This is a genomic window from Armatimonadota bacterium, from assembly GCA_028871815.1.
GTDB lineage: Bacteria > Armatimonadota > Chthonomonadetes > Chthonomonadales > Chthonomonadaceae > REEB205.
Map to the genome: position 1 here is coordinate 35778 of JAGWMJ010000014.1, position 20322 is coordinate 56099.

Here is a 20322-nt window from a genome sequence, read left to right on the forward strand (position 1 = left end):
CTGCCTTACCGACTGCTGGGCGATGGTATGAGACGAATGACGCGTACGTTCATCAGCGCGCCATGCAGCGCGCCGGCAACGCTCAGGCTCACACGGTTTTCGCCAGGCTCCAAGCTCAGCGAACCGGGTAGTGTTGCTGTAGCAAACGTATCCCATCCGCCTGTGTCCGGAACCGAGACCTGAAGTCCGTGCGCGGCGCCCGACTTTCCCACGGCCTGTATCTGCGCCATGTTTCCGGCATCACCGGTATCGCATGCCCACTCGATCTGGACCTGATACTTGCCGGCCGTTTCGGCATGCACAAGCCATTTCGCCTGGTCCTGGCTGTCGGACCAGTATCCGATGTTCTGGATACCTCCGTGACTTTCCAGCTGAATACCAGGTCCGCCCAGTGTGGCATCTGCGGCGCTCAACGAAAAGGAGCCGTCCGCTGACGCTTGTACCTGCGGAAGCACCTCCGTCACGACGGGCGCCCCGGCGAGCCGTACCTGAAGAACCGTCGCGGTTGGGTCGATAACGGAAGGCTTGTCGATCGTCAACAGGTCACCGACCTGAAGGAATCTTACCGCGTCACCATCGGCGAGAGCCGACACGCCCTTGACATGCGTCTGCAGGCCCTGCAGTTTGAGGCCGCCCTCCGGCCAGTTGAACACTTGAAGGTAGAGGTTAGAGCCCTTCGTGGTGCAGCGGCCATCGAATTGCGGGCGGGTCCAGGGTGATTTCGTTGTGCCGTAGATGCTGTCGCCATTCACCTTCATCCAGCGCCCGATTGCCTCCAGCCGATCGACTTCCTCCTGCGGAATGCGGCCAAGCGAGTCGGGCCCGACGTTTAGCAGGAAGTTCCCGCCCTTGCTGGCAATATCGCAAAGCTTCCGGATCAGATCCGGCGCCGATTTGAAGTCGTGATCGTTTGCTGAATAGCCCCACGTGTTGTTCATCGTCATGCAGGTTTCCCACAGTCTGCCGTTGGGCAGAGCGTTTGCCGGAATCGTCTGCTCCGGCGTGGAGTAATCCTGCGGTTCGTGATCGCGATCGTTAATCATAACCTTCGGCTGAATCGACCGTATCAGCCGGTTGATCTCCTGCGAGTGGAGCTGTGCGCCGGTATGCTCCCAGCCTCCATCAAACCAGATAATGCCGATTGGGCCGTAGTTCGTCAGCAGCTCCCGCAGCTGCGGCTCCAGATAGTCGTGGATGTACGTGTCGAGGCTGGCCTTTCCTACGGACCTCACGTCCCAGCTTCGGCGGGGCAGATACTCTGGATTGTGCCAATCCATGATCGAGTAGTAGAAGCAGAACGTCAGTCCCTGCCGCCGGGCCGCTGCCGAGAGATCCTTCATCGGATCATGATGAAACGGCGTCGCTTTGACGATGTTATAGTTGGTGTATTTGGTGTTGAACATGCAGAAGCCATCGTGATGCTTTGACGTAATCACCATGTACTTCATGCCGGCGTCTTTCGCCACCTTCACCCAAGCCGCGGCGTTAAAATCCACCGGGTTGAACAGCGGCGCAAACTTCTCATAATCCTTGACCTGCATATGCTCATTGCTGAAGTACCACTCAGCCGCGCCATGCCGGCTGTCGGCCGGAACCGAATAGATTCCCCAATGGATGAACATGCCGAACTTTGCCTTTCGCCACCACGCAGTCCGCCTGGCAAACTGCTGCTGCGTTTCGCCCGTGTTCGGGTTTACCATCAACTGCTGGGCCTGCACAACGACAGGCAACGCCGCAAGGCAGAATGCGCATGCTGCAAGTGATCGGAGTTTCATCGGTGCCCTTTCCTGTTCGATTAAGGCATCGGCGCAGACGCACCGAAGCAAGAATTCCAGTTTTACGCCTGAACGTTCACGACGGGGAGCAGTTCCGCCTCGCTCGCGGCCGTCGCCGAGAATCACCGCGATGGCTGCTGCGCATCACGGTTGGCTGGCGCCACGTCTTCCAGTATTAACTCTACGCCCCCATTGCGCTCATCCCGATGGAGGCGGAAACAGGCGTCCACCACAGCTCCAACCGGTAGGACGTCGGCCAGTTCACCGCGACCGAACCACGGCGCCTCGAACCGGCACGAACCCGCAGAAAGCGTCAGTCGCAGGTGCGCGCCGCCAGACCCCATGCGACGGACTACGACGATTCGCATATCGTCGCACCGCAGTCGAGGCTCCGGATTGCCCTGGCCAAACGGAGCGAGCTGCTCCAGGCGTTCCACAGTCTCCATGGTCAGATCGTCTGGCGCCACGGAGGCGTCGATCTCCAGAACCGGCATCAGGTCTTCCTCAGTGAGATGCCGTTCGCCGATCCGCGCCATCGCCAACGTGAAGAGGTCGATCTTGTCTTCGGCGATGGAGATGCCTGCGGCGTGTGCGTGCCCGCCGAACTCCTCAAGATTCGCCGAACACTCCGTAATGGCCTGCAGCATATTGAATTTCGCAATGCTGCGCGCGGATCCGCGCGCCACCAGTCGCCCGTTAACGTCATCACCCGCTCCAATCGCCACCACAGGCCGGCTGTACCGCTCCACCAGCTTTCCGGCAACGAGCCCAACGATGCCGGGTGACCATGCCGGGTTGTAGACCACCAGGCACGGTGCAAGCTCCCCATGTGCCTGCAGGCTGACCTCAGCCTGTGTAACGGCGGCAGCGGTAGCGTCACGCCGCTTCATATTGAGGTCGTTCAACTCCTGGGCGATAGCCTGCGCGACTTCGTCATCGTCGGTGGTCAGCAGCTCGAGAGCGCGTGCGGGATCGCTCATTCGTCCTGCGGCGTTCAGGCGGGGACCAATCTGAAATCCGATGTGGCTGGCATGCAGTTGGCGCTGGTCGCACCCCGAGACGCGCCGGAGCCAGACCAGACCGGATTTGGTGGATTCCTCCAGCTGCCTCAGGCCATGGGCTACGATCACCCGGTTATCCTCAAGCAGCGGCATCATGTCGGTGACGGTGCCGACCGCGGCCAGATCGAGGAATGCGCGGTGGAAGTACGCTCGACTGACGCCAAGGCGGTGGGCGATCTCCTCACAAACACGAAAGGCCACACCCACTCCAGCCATATCACGAAATGGAAACTGGGCGTCTGGCCGGTTCGGATTGACCACGGCGACGGCCGAAGGGAGGCACGACTGGTCGGTGATCTCGTGATGATCGGTGATCACCACATCCATTCCCAAAGCCTGCGCGCGTTCCACCTCCTCGAGCCGCGTGGTGCCGCAGTCACAGGTAATGATGAGCTTTCTGCCCTCGGCATGGGCGGCCTCAATGGCGCCGATCCGAAGGTCGTATCCCTCTCTCAAGCGATGTGGCACGCGCACGTCCACATCGGCATTGAGCCGGCGCAGAAACCGGTACCAGAGCGCCGCGCTGGTCAGTCCATCTCCGTCATAATCTCCGAATACGCGAATCCTCTCGCCGTTCTTTATCGCCTGAATCACGCGGGCGCATGCCGCGTCAATATCAGGAAGCGCCACTGCAGGCGCCAGCTGACTCAAGCTGGGGTGCAAGAAGCGGTGAGCGGCCTCGGGCGAAGCGCATCCGCGGCTGGCCAGAATGCCTGCGAGCAGGCGACTTCCTCCTGCCGCGTCGAGGAGCTTTCCAACAACGGGTTCCGGGGCCGCCGGGAGGTTCCACCGCATCCGCCCGAAGGTGCTTATTCGGCGCATCGGCCAGTGTCCGTGCAAGCCAGGATTTCGACGATCTGCTGCGCCGCGGTGCCATCTCCGTAAGGGTTGGACGCGTGCGCCATCGCGCTCCACTCCTCAGGGTTATCCAGCAGCAGCGAGGCCCAGCGGACAATCTCCTCCGTATCGGTTCCCACCAGCCTGGCCGTTCCAGCCGACACTCCTTCAGCACGCTCGGTTGTTTTGCGCAGCACCAGGATGGGTACACCGAAGCTCGGCGCCTCCTCCTGCACGCCGCCGCTGTCGGTGAGGATCAACGAGGCGTGCCGCATCAACTGCACAAACGGCGCGTAATCCGGCGGCTCGATAAGATGTACATGTGGCAACCCCGTGAGGATCGAAGTGAGCGTTCCACGCACAACCGGGTTCAGATGCATCGCCACTACGATTTCGCAGTCGTCTCGGGAGGCGGCGAGACGTGCAATCGCTCTAGCGATACGAGCCATAGGCTCTCCCCAATTCTCACGTCGATGCGCCGTCACCAGCACCAACCTGCGGCCTTGCGCGCTCCACGTTTGCAGTTGGAGATCCGCCTCCCCGTCCGGCACCATGTGCAGCGCGTCGATGCTGGTATTGCCGGTGAGGAAGATAGCCTCCTGGCGGACGCCCTCGGCAAGCAGATTCTTCACCGCCAGTTCCGTCGGCGCAAAGTGCCAGGTGGCAAGCGCCCCCGCGAGCCGGCGATTCAGCTCCTCGGGAAACGGATCGTAGAACTCTCCAGTCCTCAATCCGGCCTCCACGTGGCCGAACGGTACCTTATGGTAAAAGGCAGCAAGCGCAGCAGAAAAGGTGGTGGTTGTGTCGCCTTGAGCGAGGCAGATATCTTGTGGATACCGCGTCAGGTCGACATCCACGCCTTCCAGCACGCGTGTGGTTATGGCTGCCAGGCTCTGCCCGGGCTGCATTACGGCAAGATCGGCATCCGGGCTGATTCCGAACACTCGGAGCACCTGATCGAGCTGCTCGCGATGCTGGCCGGTTACTAAAACCCGGGTTGTGAACTCGGCTGGCCTTGCCATCAGGGCTCGCACCACCGGCGCCATCTTGACTGCATCAGGACGCGTGCCGAACACACAGAGGACGCGCCGTGGCAGCGCTGCTTCGGGCAATGCTACCGGCTCGCCCGGAAGATCACCAGTGCCGCTACGCAGAGCACGGCGGTGAGACTGTATACGAACCAGACAACCTGCGGCTGCGTCCACCCGCGCGCCAGCAATCGGTGGTGCAGGTGCCGTTTGTCGGCGTGAGTCAGCGGCGCACCTTCCAGCGCGCGCCGCGTGAGCACGTGCGTATAGTCCAGGATCGGCACTCCAAGCACCAGGATAGGCACTGCCACCGAAACCGCCGTGGCAAACTTGAAGGCGCCCAGGATCGAGATCGCCGCCAGGGTAAACCCCAGCACCCAGGCTCCCGAGGTGCCCATGATGATTTTGGCGGGGTGATAGTTGTCGCGCAAGAACCCCAAACAGGCTCCCAGTACCGCTGCTGCCATCAACGCCAGCGTCGGGCCCAGATCGGTGTGCAGCTGCGCACTCATCAGCGCCAGCGTAGCGGCCGATATTGCACATACACCAGCCGCGAGGCCATCCACTCCATCGATGGCGTCTACCGTTTTTGTAACGACAAATACCCAAACCAGGGTGACGAATATCGAGAGTGGCACACTGAGTTCATGCCAGTCGCGGAGAACGGACCAAGCGGTGCCGAGACCGGGTCGGAGCGGGTTGGTTATGCCCTCAATCCTCACGCCGAAGGCCATCAGGATGAGGCCCGCCGCAACAATTGCCGCTACCTGCCATCGCGCGGAAAGGTCGAGCAGGTCGTCGACGAATCCTACTACAGCTATAAATGCTACGGCCAGTATCACGCCGCCAACGTGCAGGTTCCAGGTGTGCTGTCCCGGCCGTGCGAACTGTCGTATCGTCATCGTGATCGCTGTGGCAACGAGTATGCCGGCAAATATCGCAAGACCGCCACCGCGCGGCATAGGCGCCGTGTTGACGCGACGCTCTCCGGGTTGATCGAGCATCTTGCGCCGTATGGACCAGCGTCGGACTACCGGGGAAAGCAAAGCCGTGATGATAGCGCTAATGGCCGCGGAAGCTACGATGCCGTACAAGCTGAGCCTCCCGCCGGGTTCATCGTGATGGCGCCTGCGGCTGGTGGAGGCCCGGACTCCGGTGACCGGGCAGCGCAAAAACCGAGGCCGCCAGCGGCTGATTGACGCGGGCAGGCGCTATTACTTCCACCAGACTGGTAACCGGCGCCGAAAGCAGCTTTCTGCGACCACGCGCCAGCGGCTGGAGCGTGGCGGCAACCCGCATCAAACGCCGTGATGCCGTGTCGATCGTCCACTCCCAGTACATTGCCGGCAGCGAAACGCTTAGACCGGCAGTCGTTTTATATCGCGACGTCCGCGAAGGCGAGCTACCGAATACACGAACGGAACTGCCGGTTTGCATGCCGCCGGTGATGTGCAGCCAGGGCGGCAGCAAACGGTGCGTCAAGAAGTAGAGCGGATCGAGTTGCGCCGCCACCGACATGTACCGCTGCAACTGTGGAATCATTGCCGTAAGGCTTGATGGCGCGTGCCCAAGAGGCAGCGCTGCGCCATGTACCGCGTCACGGAATACCATTGTAACGCCATTTGAAACAAACAGGCGGTCCACCGTGGGTTTCACTGCCGGTCCCGCCTGCACGTGCAGCCGCATCCTGTTGGGACGCTGGGCAATAAGCGTAACAAGGAACCGTGTAGCACCGGCATGGGCCGCGCCGGCTGCCGGATGAACCAACTGGAGCGTTACCGAAGCCACGGATGAGTAGCTGGTGGCGGACGAATACCGCGCAGCAATAGACGTTAGCAGGCTCCTGGCGCGGGCAGCGCTCAAACGCGCGGAATCGGCATTTGCCGCTGGAGCTGACATAATGGCAATCATCGCAGTGAACACAACCAACAACGCCGGTATGGTCGGCTTCAACGGCCCTCTGCATGTGCGACACCGCATGAGCCAGTATAGCAGACGCGCGGAATGCTGTGCCCACCGCCTGAAACGCAGCTGCCCGCATCGGCGCATTGTGCGCAAGACGCGGGCAGGCGTGACGCGTTAGGGGCTGGCCGTGGGGCCAGGTTTCAGCGTTAGATGTCGTAATACAGAGCGAACTCGTACGGATGCGGACGCAGCGCCACCTGCTTCAACTCTGCTTCGGTTTTGTACTCGATCCAGGTCTTGATCAGGTCGTGCGTAAACACGCCGCCCTTCAGCAGGAACTCGTGGTCCTCGCTGAGCGCCGCCAGAACCTCATCCAGCGATCCGGGAGTCTGCTGGATCCCTTTGCGCTCGGCGGCGGGCAGATCGTAGACGTTCTTGTCAACCGGCGTTGGAGGCTGAATGCGGTTTTCGATGCCGTCGATGCCGGCCATTAAAAGGGCGGCAAACGCCAGGTACGGGTTGGCGGATGGATCCGGCGCCCGGAACTCGATCCGCTTTGCCTTCGGCGAGCTGGAGTACATGGGAATGCGCACACATGCCGACCGGTTGCGCTGCGAGTAGATGAGGTTGATCGGCGCCTCGTAACCCGGCACCAGCCTCCGGTAGGAGTTGGTGGTTGGCGCACAGAACGCCAGCAGGGCCGGTGCATGCTTCAAGATGCCGCCGATGTAGTGAACCGCCATTTCCGAGAGGCCGGCATAGCCTTTGGCATCGGCAAACAGCGGCTCCGAACCCTTCCAAAGCGACTGGTGCACGTGCATGCCGCTGCCGTTATCCTGAAACAGCGGCTTGGGCATAAACGTTACAGTCCGCTCATTCTGGCGGGCCACATTCTTGATGACGTACTTGTAGGTCTGAAGCTTGTCGGCCATGCGAGTGAGCGTGTCGAAACGCATGTCGATTTCGGCCTGACCGGCCGTGCCGACCTCGTGATGCTGCACTTCTACATCCACGCCGCACTCGATGAGCGTGAGCATCATCTCCGTGCGCAGGTCCTGCAGGCTGTCGCTGGGCGGCACGGGGAAGTAGCCGCGCTTGTACGGGATCTTGTATCCGAGGTTCGGCGCCTCTTCGGCGCCGGAGTTCCAGATGCCTTCTACGCTGTCCACACGGTAGTACCCCGAATACGGCGTTTGGTCGTAGCGCACATCGTCGAAGATGTAGAACTCGGCCTCCGGGCCGAAGTAGGCCGTGTCGGCGATGTTGGTCCCTTTCAGGTACATCTCAGCGCGAAGAGCCACCTGTCGCGGATCACGACCGTAGTGCTGACGGGTACCAGGTTCGATGATATCGCAGCTGATGTTGAGTGTGGCGTGCTCCGTAAACGGATCGCGGTAGGCGGTATCGGGCACGGGGATGAGCAGCATGTCCGACTCGTTGATCTCCTGGAAGCCTCGGATGGAGGAGCCATCGAAGCCGAGGCCCTCCTGAAACATATCCGCGCTCAGCGTGGAGGCGGGTATGGAGAAGTGCTGCAGCGAGCCGGGAAGGTCGGTAAATCGGAAGTCCACAACCTTGATGTCGTTTTCCCGAACCAGATCGAGAATCTCTTTCGGAGTCATGTTCTACGGTTCTCCCTGACGGATAGCATTGCGGGCGATTTCGCACAAAAATGCCCAACTTTGGCGGCGCCGGATGGCGGCCCAAGTTGGACGGGATATCGGTAGGACCACGCCGGAGTGGCCACCAGTTTGCGGGGATTGGGAACGGGAATAGCTGGCGCGCCGGTGCGCCGGTAACATCATTATACCGCAGCGTTTGAATGGCAGTCAACAAGCCACGGGTGAGCGCATAGGACCCCCATCCGCATTGGTCGCATCCGGAAATGGGACAACTGGGACCTGTGGGACGTATGGCAAGCAGCGGAACTTAGCGCCGAGCACGGTCACCATCACGGCGCAGACGTCGCCGCGGATGGTTGACCGAGAGCAACCCTAGGTGCGACCGCCGAACAGGAAACAGGCGTCCTTTCAGCGAACGTGCAGTCGGCCGTCGGCAGTGCCGCGCCATGAGATTGCGCAGAGGGAGTTTGGTTATGTTATGCATACAGTAACACTGATACCCGGAGACGGCATTGGCCCGGAGGTGACCGCGGCCGCGCTGCGTGTGGTTGCCGCTTCAGGCGTCAAGATTGAGTGGGAAACCGTAGAAGCCGGCGCCGAAGTGATGACCAAGTATGGCGACCCGGTGCCCGACAGCGTGGTACAGTCGGTTTTCCGAAACGGAACCGCGCTAAAAGGGCCGATCACGACACCAGTAGGCGCCGGGTTTTCCAGCGCAAACGTGTCGCTCCGCAAGCGGCTCAATCTGTACGCCAATGTGCGGCCGGCACACAGTTTAACGGGCGTGAAGTCGCGTTATGAGAACGTCGACCTGGTGGTGGTGCGCGAGAACAGCGAGGATCTCTACAGCGGCCTGGAGCATGTGGTGGTTCCTGGCGTGGTTGAGAGCTTGAAGATCATCACCGAAACGGCCAGCACGCGCATAGGAAGGTATGCGTTCGAATACGCGGTTCTCAATGGTCGCAAAAAGGTGACGGCCGTTCACAAGGCCAACATCATGAAGCTTGCGGACGGCCTTTTCCTGGAGTGTCTGCGCCGGGTAAGCCGGGACTATCCCGCTATTGAATACAACGAGATGATTGTTGACAACACCTGCATGCAGCTCGTGATGCGGCCGGAACAGTTTGATGTGATGGTGATGGAGAACCTTTACGGTGATATCATCTCGGACCTCGCCTCTGGCCTTGTAGGCGGCCTCGGCCTGACGCCGTCGGTGAATATCGGCGAAGGCGGCATTGCGATGTTTGAGGCTGTGCATGGCTCGGCGCCGGACATTGCAGGGCGGAACCTGGCCGATCCGGTCGCGCTGATCCTGTGTGCCGGCATGATGCTGCGGCGACTGAACGAGAGTGCTGCAGCTGAGGCGATCGAGCGCTCGGTCTCTCGCGTACTGGAGGCCGGCGAGGTTCGGACGGCCGACCTGGGCGGTAACTCCTCCACCACCGAGATGACCGACGCGATCATCGCCGGGCTGTAGCCGGTCGCCTGGCGCCTACGGCGCCGGATGCTTGGCGCCTCAGCCCGGTTTGAACACCACTCCATCCGCCGGCGAGACCACAGCCATGGAATCCAGACCCAGGAATTCCGAGGCCTTTCGGGCTACCTCATTCCACCCGTCGCCGCTGAGATGCCCCGTCACTGCTGCCAGGATGGTGGAATCTGGCGCCACAAGATACAGGTTGGGCACGCGCTGAATGCCCCACGCGGCTGTTGTGGTGCAGTCGGGATCGAGCAGCACGGGGCAGGTGAGGCCCGCATCGGCAACAACAGGCGCGGCAATTTCAGCCGTATCCTGAACAATTGCCCACACCGCGAGCCGTCCACGCGACGCGTCGCAGAGCGGTGCGAACCGTTGATAGAACGGCAGGCTAAAACGCGAGCTGCCACAGCCGGTTTTGTACAACAGAAGGAGCAGCAGCCCATCCGCGCGCGCACTGGCGCTGCTGTACTCCTTTCCCATCATGTCAGGCAGAGTGAAGTCGGGCGCGAAAGCCCCCGGCGCAAGCGGTTCATCGGGCCAGATTGTCATGCCGGCTCCTGCTCTCTTGCTAACTGCCTATCGCAGCCGCGTCCGCACCGCGTGCCTCAAGAGGCTGGTAACCCAGCGCATTGCCGGGCAGGCGAAACTGGTGGATGAACACAGCGATTCTGCCCGCATCCTTCATGCCAACGTGCCCCATCCAACTACAATACCCAGAGCGAAGCTGGTACTCAACACGGATCGCGTATCACTGTTCGCCCTGAAAACGGGTGTAATGTGGGCGTCACACTTGTGGCTTGCATCGGCGGAGGCGTCCGCATGGCCATCGTCAACACCAATAATGCCGTGGCGGAACGGTTCGTCGCAGCAACTACTGCACACCGTCTCCGAGCGATGGCGCATGACGGTAGGTGGCGACCACCACTGAAGAATCGTACACGGTTAACGCGAACCCGGATTCGCCGGCTGCGCGTATCTGGTTTGGATAGCGCGGAGACTACCGGCGCAGACACAAGGGAAAGAGATGCGTCATCAGCGGATTTGAGATAACCGCACTTGCCGCGGCCGGTTTTATCTCGGCGGGTGCTCTTGCCTCGTGGCTGCGGACCAGTCCCACAAGTGCGGACCGCCGTCCGCGTGGCGAGCTGTTCGTGCTTGCCCTAACGCTCGCCATCTCCACGCTTCTGGAGGTCATCCGGGAACACTATCGCTACGGCACGGTCAGTTACTGGGTGCTCTCCGGCGTGCTGGCCCCCTTCGGCGTCGTGGCGCTTGTGATTGCATCGCAAATTATGCGGCGATATGCAAAAGCTCGAAAGTGACGGCGTGGGCATACGCGTGCGGCAACTGCATCACGAGGAGGCCGGCCAGGCGGCCGCCATCGACGCCGAGTGTTTCGCGGTCCCTTGGTGCGCCGCCGTTTACTGTGCGGAGCTGCAGTTGAGCAGTCTGTGGCTCGGCGCGTACGACAACCAGGGTTTGATTGGCGTCGCCGGCTACCGGATCGAGCCGCCAAACGCGCATATTGTCCGTTTGGGAGTGCTCAAGGAGAAGCGACGACAGGGCGTGGGAGCGCTGCTCACTGAAAAGCTGGTGGTGGAAGCGCGCGCTCACGACCTGATCCCTATGCTAGAAGTCCGTGAGACCAACCTGCCCGCGCTGGCGCTCTACCGCGCAGCCGGCTTCCGGATAGTGGGAAGCGTGCCGAACTACTACACGAAGCCCCGGGAAAACGCCGCTATCCTGGAACTGAGAGATTGGGGAGGCGGCGCGTGATCACGCTGGCGCTTGAGACGAGTTGCGACGAGACTTCGTGCGCGATCCTGCGCGGAAGCTCTCAGATCCTTTCAAATGTGATCGCCAGCCAGGCGGATTTGCACGCGCGGTTCGGCGGCGTCGTCCCCGAGGCGGCTTCGCGACGCCACGTGGAGCGCATGGTTCCGGTGATCCGGCTCGCCCTGACGAACGCGGGCATCGGGCTGCCGCAGGTGGACCTGATCGGCGTGACAAACCGGCCCGGACTCGCCGGGGCGCTCCTGACTGGCGTTACGGCAGCGAAAGCGCTCGCCTACGCACTGAAGCGGCCCATTGTCGCGGTACACCATCTGGAGGGTCACATCTACTCGGCTCGTCTGGCAGAGCCGGAGATTGAGCCGCCCTTGCTGGCCCTGGTGGTCTCCGGCGGGCACACCCAACTTGTGCTGGTGGAGCGGCCTTTGGAGTACCGGCTTCTTGGCAGTACGCGGGACGATGCCGCTGGAGAGGCCTTTGACAAAGGCGCGCGCCTGCTCGGCCTGCCCTATCCCGGCGGACCTGCGCTGGCACAACTGGCTGAATCGGGAGAAGCTGCGGCCGCGCCGATGCCGCGCGCCTGGATGGGCGAATCCCTGGATTTCAGCTTCAGCGGCATCAAAACTGCGCTCAGGAATGCTCTGGCAGATGGTCCGCTGAAACGCCCGGAAGACTACGCGGCTGGTTACCAGGCGGCGATCGTGGATGTTTTGTGCGTCAAGACCATGCGGGCCGCCGAGATCACGGGCGTGCCGACGGTCTGCGTTGTCGGCGGCGTTGCAGCCAACGGACGCCTGCGCGCCGCTATCGGCACTGCGGCAAAGGCGCGCGGGCTGCGCCTTGTGGTACCGCCACCGGAGCTGTGTACCGATAACGCAGCCATGATCGCGGCCGCCGCTCACGCACGCTACCTGCTCCGCGGTGGCGACGCGATGGAGTTCGACACCATTCCCACCGAATCACTGGAATCGGCAGCATCGGTTCCGGCATGACCAGGATCGCCGCCTATTCCAGATTCATCGCGTTTCCCAGTATCGTGACGAGCTGACCAAGCAGCTCGGCCCGACGGAATGGCTTGAGGATCACCGCCCGTACATTCGTTGGAACGTCCGCGGTAATCTTGTGGCCGGTCAGCAGGATCACAGGTATGGGAGGCGAGAGCGCTCCGGCCACGGCCGTAACGGCCATGCCATCTACAACCGGCATAGAGAGGTCGGCTATCACAATGTCCGGGCGAGGCGGCGCCCCGAGCAGCGAGCAGGCTGCGGACCCGGTATCCACCGTGCTCACCGTCACGCCGGTTCCGGCCAGGATCCGTCGAATCAACTCGAGCATCAGCGGCTCGTCATCCACCACCAGTACATGCGGAGGCGTGGGGCTCATCGTGATTCGTTCCGCGTCGTTCTCAAGGCCCTACGAACAGAGCCACCGGTTCCACCAGCCATTTGTCGGCGCCGAACGGCGGAAGCAGGATACCGGGCGTCGGAACTGCGATTCTACCTGTTGAAGGACAAACAACTGGACCAGAGAGGACCCGGCCACCGTGCGTAAACTGCTCTCCATGGACGGCGCCTGGAACTTCAGCTTCAACGGGCGCCATCAGGGCGCTGCACAGGTGCCGGGCGCCTGGGAGGCCAGCTTTCCGGCGCTCCGCGGAAAGGCGGGTTGCGGCCGATATGCGCGCGTCTTCCCTCGCCCGGAATTGCCGCCGGGCCATAGTCTGTGGCTGAAGTTCGGCGCGGCCGACCATACGGCGTTCGTCACGGTGGATGGCGAACCGCTGCTGCGGCACGAAGGCGGGTACACGCCTTTTGAGGTTCGGGCGCCCGCATCCGCCGCCGGGACTATCGATGTGGTTGTTGATGTGTACGACGCGGCGCCTGGCGAGGATGTGCTTCTTCCGGACGGCGACACATTGTCATTTGCGGAGATTCCGCACGGTAAGCAGAGTTGGTACGGTACGGTTGGTGGTTTGTGGCAAGGCGTCGAGATGGAGATCCGACCGGATCTGCACATCTCACACCTCAGCGCTCGTGGCGACTGGGCGAGTGCGTCGGCTCAGGTGGATGTGCAGATCGCCGAGGATTGGAGCGGAATACCGCCGGATTGCTCCGTGGAGATTGCTATCTTCACACCGGACGGAAGCGAGGCTGCGCGCGCTGAGGTGGCGGCAGCGCCGACCATCAGCCTGGAGCTGGACTCAGGTTCCGTCGCGCCATGGTCGCCGGATCACCCGGCGCTCTACAGGTGCCGCACAGTGCTGCGCCGCGGATCTGAGCAGGCGGATGAACAGGATCAGCGGTTCGGTTTCCGTACCATCACCCGAAGCGGCGGCGAGTTCCTGCTGAATGGAGAGCCGCTGATCCTTCGAGGTGCGCTGGACCAGGCGTTCTATCCGGTGACGCTCATCACCGAACCGCCGGATACCGTGCTCCGCGATCAATTCGCCAAGGCGAAGGCGTTGGGCCTGAACCTGTTGCGATGCCACATCAAGATCCCCGATCCCCGGTACCTGGATCTCTGCGACGAGATGGGACTTCTGGTTTGGTACGAACTGCCGAACGGTGACCGGCTTACCGAAACGTTTCGGAGACGCGCGGCCGACCTTTTCGACGCCGCCAGGCGCAGGGATGCTCACCACCCTTGCATTATCGCGTGGACCGTCATCAATGAGGCCTGGGGCATCGACCTCGCCGACGGCGAACAGCGCGACTGGCTGGCCGGCGAGGTAACGCGCCTGAGGCGAATCGCACCGGACTGGATGGTTGTAGACAACTCGGCGTGTGGAGATAACTTCCACGTCGTGACCGATATCTGCGACTATCACGCCTATTTCAATATTCCAGATGCGACGGCTGCGTTTGAAAAACTGCTGGCGGCCGCCGCCGAGCCGGATGCTCCCTGGTGGTCGCCGTTCGGCGATGCGCGCAAGAGTGGAGATGAGCCGCTCTTGCTCTCGGAGTTTGGCAACTGGGGTCTGCCGTCGCTGAGGGCGGTGTACGCTGCGGAGGGACCGTCGCCATGGTGGATGGAGACCGGAGACGGCGCGACGCATCCCGGCGGGATGGAAGCGCGATTCGAACAGCAGGGCCTGGCGGCGATATTCGGCGACGTCGAAGGATTGGCGAAAGCCAGCCAGTACCACGAGTGGATCGCACTGAAGTATCAGATTGAGCGGCTTCGGCGACACCCGCGAATTCGCGGCTATGTGATCACCGAGTTCACGGACGTACAGTGGGAAGCCAACGGCCTGATGGACTTCTCGCGAAATCACAAGTGCTTCTCCCAGGATCTGGCGGATATCCAGGGCGAGTATCTTGTCGCCGTTGACGGTCTGCGGAACACGTGGCGCGGCCAGCAGTGTCAGGCCGTGGTCTACGCGTCGTGCTGCGCGCCGCGGCTGCCGGAAGGCTCAACCCTCCGCTGGATCGTGGAAGAGCGCCCTGAGCTCACCGGCACCGTGCCCACAGCCGCGATGACTCCGGCCTACCCGGCAGCCGCCAGTTCCTGCTTCTGGGCGCCAATTGAATTCGATACCTCCAGCCTCCAGACCACCAATCGCGTCTGGCTGCGCCTGGAGCTTCTGGACGGAGCGAATCGACGGCTCGCTCGCAATCGGGACCCACTTCTGGTGGTGGCGCAGGCTGACCGGCAAGAGCCAGGTGTCTTCGCCACAATAGAAGCGGCCGGTTTAAACGCTGAGGCTTTTACAAGCCACATGCAGCCTGTGGGTATTGGCACCGCGCCGGCGCTACATGCTGTTGAGGTGCTGATCGCCGACCGGATCACGCCGGAACTGCTCGATCGGGTTCGAGCAGGCGCTCGGGCAGTCGTCTGCCTTGCTCAGCAGGGACAGGACTCCCTGCCTGAAGGCATCACGCACCACTCGCGTGACGAGCGTGGCTGGTGGGGCGACTGGTGCGGATCCCTCTCATGGCTGCGGCCCGGGGCTTTTCCCTCGCAACCACCGTCAATGACGTGCGGTATGGAGTGGAGCGGCGTGACGCCACATACCGTGTTCACCGGCTTTACGCCCGAGGAGACGCTGGCCGGCATATTCGTCGGCTGGATTCACAACCCGGCAGCTGTCACAGGTCGTCGCAAGCTGGATGCCGGCACGCTTGTGCTCACCACGTTCCGGCTGCTTCCCGCGCTGGAGAACGATCCCATTGCAGCGCTCGTACTGCGCGACTTGATAATAGCGGCCGCGAGCAGCTGACCGGCAGCGCACGGAGATGCGGCGAGTCGTTACGCGCGACTTGCGGAAGCTGAGCCTGCCGATACCTCTGATCGTGCCCGCTGACGATAGGCGGCAACGCTATCGCGAACCGGCAGTGCCGTTACCCCCGCGCGCCGGCTGCGTCACCACGCCCCTCAAACACTGTTGTTCTGAGCGATGCGGGGCTTGCCGGCCGCGCGGTCCTGGCAGAGTTCCCGCATCCGCATCGGTATTCGGGCGGCGACGGTCTGCTGAAGGTGTTTGCCCGCGCTTTGTAGGCGTGGCGTTCGCCGGGCCCGCCGCGCTGATATTGGCGCCCATCCTCGCGACCTGCCCACTTCGGCCCACCTGATGTTGCAGCGGTGCTGCGGCCGCGCCGTTTGGCCGCCCCGACCCGGTTGCCTTTGACGGCCAGTTTGGGTGCTACACCGACTGGCTGGTGACGGCCAAGACCGGCCCCACGGGCAATGGCCCGATTCTTCAGTCGCCCTTCCCCGCGCTCATCCTCTGCGGCCTCCGCTACTACGACCCCGCAAACGGCATCTGGCTCACCCGTGATCCCACGCTGTGGGACGGCGGCATAAACCTCTACGAGTATTGCGGCGATGACCCGGTTAATATGGTGGATCCGGATGGGACGCAGGCGCTTGGACAAAAGGCGGCCCAAGCGGCGGCGGAGGAGGAGGCTCGCGCCGCGATAGCTGCCGCGAGGGCCGCGGCGGCGACGGAGGGAGAGACAGCCGCGACTGAGGCGGTTGGCGAGACTGCAGCAGGTGAGCTGGCTGTCGACGCGATACCGGGTATCGGCGAGGCGGCGGCGGCCGCAGAAGGCGTAGTGTGGGTGGCCAAGGCGGGCTGCCACATATACGAGGCGCACCTCACTGCCGAACAGGCGGTACTTGCGGAACCCGAACTCGCGTATTACAGAGCGCGCGCCAAGGACCTGCAGCATTACCATCACCTGCTGCCGCAGAGGTTTAGGGCATGGTTCGGCAGGCGGGGAATAGCCGATATCGACGCCTATTGTGTGCGCATTCCGGCCACCACCCATCAGCGTGCTATTCATGGTACGCTCGGCAAGCACGGGTGCCTGGCATTTCCGGAAGAGGACTGGAACGAGGCGTGGGGCACCTTCATTGGCGCACATGAAGTGGCCACCAAGGCCATGATCCTCAACCGCATGCGAGCGATGATGCGTGATTATCACATCTGGACGCGAGCGATTGTGCGGTACCCGCGAAAACTACGATGACACTATCGGGAGTATCGAATGTTCTACCGAATGCGAGAGCCGGAGTACGCGAGCGAAGCTGCCGCGATGCGGTTCAATCCGGCCGATTTCGCGGAACAGGGCGTACGGCTGCCCGGGGTCATGTGTCCGGCCTGCGGCGAATGGTGGGGCGGGCGCGAGCGTCAAGACCTGTGGGTGGCGGCTGGAAAAGCCTCCGTCGGCAACTGGCCAGCGGTGCTCCCCTTGGCGGGCTGGCCGGTGTTTTGTGACAAACTTCGAGCAAAATTAGGGGCGCCTGCTTCAGTTCAATTTGAGCCGGGCGATTACCTATCCCCCCCAAGGATCATGATCACGGGGTCCCAGGTGTCCGACGTCATGCACATCTTTGGCGTGCTAACCCTGATCCGCGGTCGCGTGACGCAGGCCCTCGCTCGGGCGGGCATTACTGGGTATGCCGCGCCTCGACTGCACGCGGTGGCGTCAGGGCGCGCGGCCAAGGTGCCCGATGACGGCATCCACGCCCTGCTCGTGCACGGCGCGGCGTGGCGAGTGGGACAATCCGAGGCCACGGTTACCGATTGCTCGTTGTGCGGACGCAGGTGGTTTCCGGATCAATTCGATCTCACGGTCGACACGTCACGTTGGGACGGGTCTGACCTTTTCACCCTTGACCGCACCAGTAGTGTCGTGATGGCGACCGCGCGCGTGAAGGACCTATTCGATCGCATGGCATTCACCAACATCGTGTTTATGCCGGTGCCGGACTCGCCACGGTTTGGTTAGCGCCTGCGCCGGAAGCGCGTACGGAATAAAGCGGTAGTCGTTGTACAAACATCTGCAGTGCATGCTCGGATGCCGGCACCGAGCGTGCTTTGGCGAATGGCCAGCTTGTTCCTTTACATTAGCATACCGGCCATCTCGTTTTGCATCGGCTACAGGCGACATTGGAATTGGAGGCTGGCCACGGACGTGCAGGCGAACGCTGTCCGGGATGCCGTGGTGGCGCTGGGCCGTGGCGCGGATCCCAATTGCAGAGCGTTGTCCGGGCGCGGAACGTTCTTCGGCTACCTTTTCGATTGCCTTCTCGATCAGCGGTTTCGCGCACAGCGGGATGTGCGGAACGTTGTGTGCTGGGATGAGAGTGCGGGGATAACGCGCGTGCTCCTGAACGACGGAGCGGACATGCCGCTGCACTGCCACGACCGAAACGGCTACACACCGCTGGAGGCCGCCACCGGAAACGAGGTTAACACCATGTCTGGACCGGCGGTCGCCCTGGAACTGATGTCGCACATGGCCCATCCAGCGGCCGCCGACCCGCTGGCCTGGTACTTTGCACTCACGACGGATCCTTCGGTTGCCGCGCTCTTCGTGGCACACGGCGCCGATCCGAACGCACCCGTCTTCGGCAAGAGCCCGCTTGCGTGGGCGGCCGAGAACTGCATGCCCTCAACGGTCGCGCTTTTGTTACGCAAAGGCGCCGATCCCACGGCGCATGATGCCGGCGGCGTGGAGGTGCTCGAAGGCCTGACGCGCTATGACGGCGACCGATCGTCCGCGCAGTACACGGCTACGCGCCGGATTATCCTGGCTGCTATCGAAGCTCGGTTGCTGCGGGACACGTCTCCGGGCGCCCCTCCCGGCCAGCATAAGTAAGATGCACAACGTGCAATGAAGCGAGCTCGGGTTAACGCTCGCCGCGCACACAGGACCGCCCCCCGGCTTCCGCCCGGCGTCTCCACGCGCTCGCCACGCCTACGTGTCGCGCTAAATAACCCCCGGCATACTGAGGCTGCGCCGGTTTGACCGCCGCATCAGGGCGCCTACAAGGCCTTTGGTGCGGTTACAGATATCGTCTCAAACGCTCGTGGGATTCCCGCAGCCTCAGGACAGCGATCCTGTTGCCTTTGACGGCCAGTTTGGGTGTTACACCGACTGGCTGGTGACGGGCCAGGCCGGCCCCACCCGCAACGGCCCGATTCTTCAGTCGCCCTTCCCCGCTCTCATCCTCTGCGGCCTCCGCTACTACGACCCCGCAAACGGCATCTGGCTCACCCGTGATCCCACGCTGTGGGATGGCGGCATAAACCTCTACGAGTACTGCGGCGATGACCCGGTCAATGCGTTTGACCCGCTGGGGCTCGGGCCGCGGTGGACGATCTGGGGTTTCGAATTCACCCCACACGTTATTTTGGAGGGCATCAAGACAGGGCTTGCCGCTACCGCCCACGCGCTGAGCTTCGGCCACTATACAAACCGGCACTACGCGCACCAATCAGGCTACGGCGGTTCCGTGGTTCTTGCCACAATCGGCCGGGAAGCCGCGCTCTGGGCTCTGCAAGACAAGGCGTTTGAAGCCGCCGGTGCAGCGATCAATGCAGCCCGGGCGGCACGCGCCGAGCGGTTGGCCGAGGCCGGCCTCACCGGCATGGAGCGTGTGCGCTGGCTGGGCCAAGTTGGCGAGGCCGCAGCGGGTATTGTGAAGAATACCGAGCGGATCATACCGCCCCGCGGCGGCTACCGTATTCCTGATGAATTGGACCGAATCGCGTCCGTGATCGGAGAAGTCAAGAATGTCAAGAGCCTGAGCTACACGAAACAACTGCAAGACTACTATGCCTGGGCGGCGGCGAACAAATACGCTCTCCGCCTGTACATTCGCGCCGGCAAGGGCACGGTTCTGTCGCCCGCCCTTCAAGCTATGGAGCGTGCCGGGGAGATCGTGGTGCGCCGCGTCATTCCCTGACCGGAGGCGGACCGGCCACAAATCGACCCGCCGCCCAACAGGAGCCACCGAATGCGGAAAAACGAACGCGAGCCGATCGACAGAGAGCTTTTCGAACGGGAACGGCAGGAGATCATAGCGCGAACCCGCGCAGCCATGGCCCCCGTATTTGCCGACTTGCAAGCAGCAGGGCTGAGCTATGCCACATTGAACCGACTCCGAACGAGCGGCGCCCGCTACGACGCCGCAATACCGATACTGCTCAAATGGCTACCGCGCGTCGCAGTTCCCAACGCGAAAAAGTTCATCCTCAGCACACTCTCCGTTCCATGGGCACGTACCGCGGTGATCCAGCCGCTTATTCGCGAGTTCTTGACGTGGCCCAACAATGACGACGGCTATAAGTGGTCGGTTGGAAACGCCCTTGAACTAGTTGCTGACCAGTCGGCGTTTGAACAACTGCTGGCCATTGCGGGCGATCGCAGCAACGGGGCCAGCCGCGCGATGATCGTGCTTTGGCTCGGGAAGATGAAGGATCCGCGTGCCGAGGCGATGCTGATCGAGTCCCTGTCGGATCCGAGCGTACTGTATTGCACGGTCGAGGCCCTTGGCAAGCTGAAGTCTGTGAAGGCGCGCCCACTCATCGAG

18 protein-coding genes and 1 pseudogene are annotated in these 20322 nt (G+C 62.4%); 11 read left to right on the plus strand and 8 right to left on the minus strand.

What is annotated here, in order from left to right; genetic code table 11:
- Positions 1-5 precede the first annotated feature (5 nt).
- The 6 genes from KGJ62_14445 to glnA all read right to left on the minus strand — a co-directional run bounded on the left by KGJ62_14445 (position 6) and on the right by glnA (position 8228).
- The gene (locus KGJ62_14445; GenBank protein MDE2127778.1) at positions 6-1775 is read right to left on the minus strand and encodes an alpha-L-fucosidase; all 1770 of its coding nucleotides are present in this window, start codon (positions 1773-1775) and stop codon (positions 6-8) included.
- Between the two features lie 122 nt (positions 1776-1897).
- Positions 1898-3658, minus strand: a complete 1761-nt coding sequence (gene recJ / locus KGJ62_14450; GenBank protein ID MDE2127779.1) for a single-stranded-DNA-specific exonuclease RecJ — start codon at positions 3656-3658, stop codon at positions 1898-1900.
- Positions 3646-4785, minus strand: coding sequence for a UDP-N-acetylglucosamine 2-epimerase (non-hydrolyzing) (wecB, locus tag KGJ62_14455; protein ID MDE2127780.1), 1140 nt, complete (start codon positions 4783-4785; stop codon positions 3646-3648). Before wecB ends, recJ begins: the two co-directional genes overlap by 13 nt.
- 2 nt (positions 4786-4787) lie before the next feature.
- Positions 4788-5795, minus strand: coding sequence for an undecaprenyl/decaprenyl-phosphate alpha-N-acetylglucosaminyl 1-phosphate transferase (locus tag KGJ62_14460; GenBank protein MDE2127781.1), 1008 nt, complete (start codon positions 5793-5795; stop codon positions 4788-4790).
- Positions 5796-5814: 19 nt separating this feature from the next.
- Entirely contained in the window at positions 5815-6654 is an 840-nt protein-coding gene (locus KGJ62_14465; GenBank protein ID MDE2127782.1) for a hypothetical protein, read from the minus strand.
- A 158-nt stretch (positions 6655-6812) separates the two neighbouring features.
- Positions 6813-8228, minus strand: coding sequence for a type I glutamate--ammonia ligase (glnA, locus tag KGJ62_14470; protein MDE2127783.1), 1416 nt, complete (start codon positions 8226-8228; stop codon positions 6813-6815).
- 478 nt (positions 8229-8706) lie between these two features.
- Here glnA and KGJ62_14475 point away from each other — a divergent pair, with 478 nt between their 5' ends.
- On the plus strand, positions 8707-9705 hold the full coding sequence (locus KGJ62_14475) for an isocitrate dehydrogenase (NAD(+)) (GenBank protein MDE2127784.1): 999 nt from the start codon (positions 8707-8709) through the stop codon (positions 9703-9705).
- A 39-nt stretch (positions 9706-9744) separates the two neighbouring features.
- Here KGJ62_14475 and KGJ62_14480 read toward each other — a convergent pair whose 3' ends face one another.
- Positions 9745-10257, minus strand: a complete 513-nt coding sequence (locus KGJ62_14480) for a redoxin domain-containing protein (GenBank protein ID MDE2127785.1) — start codon at positions 10255-10257, stop codon at positions 9745-9747.
- A 16-nt stretch (positions 10258-10273) separates the two neighbouring features.
- On the opposite strand from KGJ62_14480, the gene KGJ62_14485 reads away from it, so the two are divergent.
- From KGJ62_14485 to tsaD, 4 genes are all read left to right on the plus strand, one after another.
- Entirely contained in the window at positions 10274-10636 is a 363-nt protein-coding gene (locus KGJ62_14485) for a hypothetical protein (protein MDE2127786.1), read from the plus strand.
- Between the two features lie 223 nt (positions 10637-10859).
- Positions 10860-11030 (plus strand): hypothetical protein, encoded by a 171-nt coding sequence (locus tag KGJ62_14490; protein ID MDE2127787.1) that lies wholly within the window; start codon positions 10860-10862, stop codon positions 11028-11030.
- Positions 11011-11484 carry a GNAT family N-acetyltransferase gene (locus tag KGJ62_14495; protein MDE2127788.1) on the plus strand — a complete coding sequence of 158 codons (474 nt, stop codon included), beginning with the start codon at positions 11011-11013 and terminating at the stop codon, positions 11482-11484. Before KGJ62_14490 ends, KGJ62_14495 begins: the two co-directional genes overlap by 20 nt.
- Positions 11466-12491, plus strand: coding sequence for a tRNA (adenosine(37)-N6)-threonylcarbamoyltransferase complex transferase subunit TsaD (gene tsaD, locus KGJ62_14500; protein ID MDE2127789.1), 1026 nt, complete (start codon positions 11466-11468; stop codon positions 12489-12491). The genes KGJ62_14495 and tsaD overlap by 19 nt, the downstream gene beginning before the upstream one ends.
- Before the next feature lie 13 nt (positions 12492-12504).
- Here the strand turns inward: tsaD and KGJ62_14505 are convergent, their stop codons facing one another.
- Entirely contained in the window at positions 12505-12882 is a 378-nt protein-coding gene (locus KGJ62_14505; GenBank protein ID MDE2127790.1) for a response regulator, read from the minus strand.
- A gap of 160 nt (positions 12883-13042) precedes the next feature.
- On the opposite strand from KGJ62_14505, the gene KGJ62_14510 reads away from it, so the two are divergent.
- The 6 genes and pseudogenes from KGJ62_14510 to KGJ62_14535 form a co-directional block, all read left to right on the plus strand.
- Entirely contained in the window at positions 13043-15718 is a 2676-nt protein-coding gene (locus KGJ62_14510; protein ID MDE2127791.1) for a hypothetical protein, read from the plus strand.
- Between the two features lie 436 nt (positions 15719-16154).
- Positions 16155-16349: pseudogene (locus KGJ62_14515) on the plus strand (hypothetical protein).
- A gap of 639 nt (positions 16350-16988) precedes the next feature.
- On the plus strand, positions 16989-17732 hold the full coding sequence (locus tag KGJ62_14520) for a hypothetical protein (GenBank protein MDE2127792.1): 744 nt from the start codon (positions 16989-16991) through the stop codon (positions 17730-17732).
- Positions 17733-17828: 96 nt separating this feature from the next.
- Positions 17829-18605, plus strand: a complete 777-nt coding sequence (locus KGJ62_14525) for a hypothetical protein (GenBank protein MDE2127793.1) — start codon at positions 17829-17831, stop codon at positions 18603-18605.
- A 181-nt stretch (positions 18606-18786) separates the two neighbouring features.
- On the plus strand, positions 18787-19695 hold the full coding sequence (locus tag KGJ62_14530; protein ID MDE2127794.1) for a hypothetical protein: 909 nt from the start codon (positions 18787-18789) through the stop codon (positions 19693-19695).
- Between the two features lie 51 nt (positions 19696-19746).
- Positions 19747-20322 (plus strand): HEAT repeat domain-containing protein (locus tag KGJ62_14535; protein MDE2127795.1); only part of this gene is annotated, 576 nt, incomplete at its 3' end.